The following is a 3,252-nucleotide window of genomic DNA, read 5'->3' on the forward strand; positions in this document are numbered from 1 at the left end:
CTCGCAGCCCGCGCGGGGGAGGGTGCGCTCCGTCGGGACCTCGCCGACCTCGCCGCCGCCGCCCGCCGCCGCACCACCGAGGCGGCCTGACCGCCGACCACCTGACCGGTGCCCGTCGTACGGCGCTGGGTAGGGTGCCGGACGGAGGTGCGCATGGGGTTCCCGAAGGGCCGGCGCCGGGTCGTCCTGACCGTCGCCGTGCTGCTCGCCGCCGTCGTGGCCGGGGCCGTCGTCTGGCGCGTACTCGCACCCGCCGAGGTGAGCACCCCCGCCCGCGGCGCCTACCCGCCGGCGCCCTCGCCGGCGCCCGGCGTGGTCGCCCGGCTGCCGGTCGCCCCGCTGATCGTCGACGGTCGTCTGCGGGTGTACGCGGGGAACCGCCAGGTCTACGCCGACCGGCCGGTGAACAACCGCTACCGCACCACCCCGTACTGGTCGTACCGCCGTTGGCCGGCGACTCTGGAGGGGGTGGTGGCCACCGGGACGACCGTGGTGAGCCGTTGGTCGGACGGGCGGCTGGTGGGCCTGGACGCGCGTACCGGCCGGGTGTCCTGGTCCGTCGACGGCCCGGAACCGGTCGGCGATCCGGCGGTTCGACGCACGCGCGCGACGACCGTGTGGGAACCGCGCGGCCTGTTCGTCACCGAGCCGGCCGGTGGCCGGCCGGTGGTCGTGTCCGCCGGGCGGGGCCGGGTGGTCGCCGTCGACCCGGCCGGCGGCCGGGAACTCTGGCGGACCGACGTCGACGCCGGATGCCGCGACACGCTCGGCACCACGTCGACCGGCCGGCTGGTCACGGTGGACGGCTGCGCCGGTCCCGCCGTCGTGGAGTTCACCGACGCCGCCACCGGTACGGTGGGTGCCCGCTGGCGTCCGCCGGGGGCCGCCGACGAGCTGGCGGTGACCCTGCTGGGGTGCCGGTCCGGCCGCTCCGGCTGCGCCGGCCTGCGTACCGCCGGGCCGGAGGACGACACGGGTCAGGGCTGGCTTCTCGGCGAGGCCGCGCCCGTAGCCGCGCCCACCCTGGACCCGGCCGGCGCGGAGCTGGCCGGAGAGGTCGCGGTCGCCGTGACCGACGGCGCGCTGGTGGGGCGCTCGGTGCGGACCGGTGCCGAGGTGTGGCGGCGAAGTGGCCTGGGCCAGGCCCGGGTGGTTGCCGTCCAGCCCGGCCGGGTGCACGTGCTGACCCCGGCGAACGACCTGCTGACCATGGATCCCGCCACCGGGACGCAGCGGTCGTGGTTCGTGTTGAACATCGGGTCGGACGGGGTCGGCTGGGCGCCCGGCGCGGTGCACGCGGCGGACGGTTTCGTCGCGGTGGAGCGGCTCCGGAAGCCGGTCGATCCGGAGGGGGACGACCGGCTCTACTTCTACAACTCGGAGCCGGTGATCCTCGCGGCGACGTGAAAGCGCTGCCTGTTGGATAAAAAGGACATAAGTTACTTATAGCCACGCGGTGCTACGTGTGCGCGACCGGGCCGGTCCGCTAGGGGATGGCGGACCGGCCCGGTCACCACGTCCGGTTCGGGCCGGGTCAGCCGAGCGCCGCCTCGGCGGCGGCCAGGAACGCGTCGTTCTCGGCCGGGGTGCCGATGGTCACCCGGACGCCGTCACCCGGGAACGGTCGTACGATCACGCCCCGCGACTCGCACGCCTTGCCGAAGTCCACCGCCCGGTCGCCGAGCGGCAGCCAGACGAAGTTCGCCTGGCTGGTGGGCACGTCCGGGACGAGCTTCCGCAGCGCCTCGGTGACCCGGTCGCGCTCGGCGACGACCAGCGCGCACCGCCGCTGGACCTCGTCGGCCTGTGCGAGCGCCGCCAACGCGCCGGCCTGGGCGGCCATGCTGGTGGAGAAGGGCGTGACGACCTTGCGTACCGCCCCGGCGACCGCCGGCTGGGCGGCCAGGAAGCCGATCCGCAGGCCGGCCAGGCCCCACGCCTTGGACAGCGTCCGCAGCACGGCCACGTTGGGCCGGTCGAGGTAGGTCAGGCCGTCGGGCACCTCGGGGTCGGTGACGAACTCCCGGTACGCCTCGTCGATGACCACCAGCACGTCGTCGGGGACCGCGTCGAGGAAGCGGTCCAGCTCGGCCCGGCGTACCGCCGTGCCGGTCGGGTTGTTCGGGTTGCACACCAGGATCATCCGCGTCCGGTCGGTCACCGCTGCGGCCATGGCGTCCAGGTCGTGACCGTGCCCGGCGTCGTTCGGGACCCGCACGCTGGTCGCGCCGCTGGTCGCCGCGATGATCGGGTACGCCTCGAACGAGCGCCACGCGTAGAGCAGCTCGTCGCCGGGCAGGCAGGTGGCCCGGACCAGGTGCTCGGCCAGCGCCACCGATCCGCACCCGGTGGCGACCTGCTCGACGCCCACCCCGTACCGCTCGGCCAGGGCCTCGCGCAGTGCCACCACGCCCATGTCCGGGTAGCGGTGCACCCCGGCGGCGGCCTCGGCGACCGCCTCCACCACGCCGGGCAGCGGGCCGTACGGCACCTCGTTGCTGGCCAGCTTGATCGCCTCGGACAGGCCCAGCTCGCGCGCCAGGTCGGCGGGGCTGCGCCCGGGTACGTAGTTGGGCAGCGCGTCGAGGTCGGCGCGGGTGAGACGCAGCGCCGGTTGGTGACGTCCGGTGTCGGTCATGGGGTGTCTCCCGGGGGTTCGGAGCGGTCCTTCGGGGTGGTGCGGGGGGTACGGCGGTCCTGGACCACCACGGTCTGCGCCCGCTTGTCGTGCAGGGCCTGGCGCATCGGGTGGTCGAAGAGCGGGGACAGCGCGTCGAGGAGTTGCAGGACGAAGCCGAGGCAGAAGCAGGGCCAGAGCAGGGTGGGCAGGCCGAGGGTGTTCCACCGGCGCAGCGCGCGGCCGAAGCCGAGCGGCTCGTCGGCGGCGACCGGCACCGCCCGGATGCCCACCAGCCGCTTGCCGAGGGTCTGCCCGCCGGACGCCATGGACGGCACCTCGTACGCCAGCCACAGCGCGGCGGCGATCAGCAGGATGACGATGAGCAGTGAATCGGCCTGCTGGCCGGGCTGGGGCAGCGGGTCGGTCGTCGTCTCCCGGGCCTCCACGCGGCGCCACCACTCCGCGAAGGTCGGTTCGAGCTCCCGTGCCAGTCGCCAGACGAACCAGCCGTTGACGACGGCGTTGAGCGCGAAGACGATCGCGAAGTCGATCAGGCGGGCGACCAACCGGGCACCGTACCCGGCCAGCGGCAGCCCGTGCGGCCGGGGCTCCGGCGGCCGGCCCGGCCAGCC

At 75.1% G+C, this 3,252-nt stretch carries 3 protein-coding genes; 1 reads left to right on the forward strand and 2 read right to left on the reverse strand.

The window, feature by feature from the left end:
• The first annotated feature begins 153 nt into the window (after window positions 1-153).
• Window positions 154-1,407: a PQQ-binding-like beta-propeller repeat protein gene (locus AB0I76_RS25845; RefSeq protein WP_357040495.1), complete on the forward strand. Its 1,254-nt coding sequence runs from the start codon at window positions 154-156 to the stop codon at window positions 1,405-1,407.
• Between the two features lie 127 nt (window positions 1,408-1,534).
• Here AB0I76_RS25845 and hisC read toward each other — a convergent pair whose 3' ends face one another.
• Complete coding sequence (gene hisC / locus AB0I76_RS25850) at window positions 1,535-2,638, reverse strand: histidinol-phosphate transaminase (RefSeq protein ID WP_357040498.1); 1,104 nt, start codon at window positions 2,636-2,638, stop codon at window positions 1,535-1,537.
• The coding region (locus AB0I76_RS25855; RefSeq protein ID WP_357040501.1) for an RDD family protein at window positions 2,635-3,252 on the reverse strand (618 nt) is incomplete at its 5' end. The genes hisC and AB0I76_RS25855, both read right to left, overlap by 4 nt.

This window comes from Micromonospora sp. NPDC049799, assembly GCF_040656655.1.
Taxonomy (GTDB): Bacteria; Actinomycetota; Actinomycetes; order Mycobacteriales; family Micromonosporaceae; genus Micromonospora.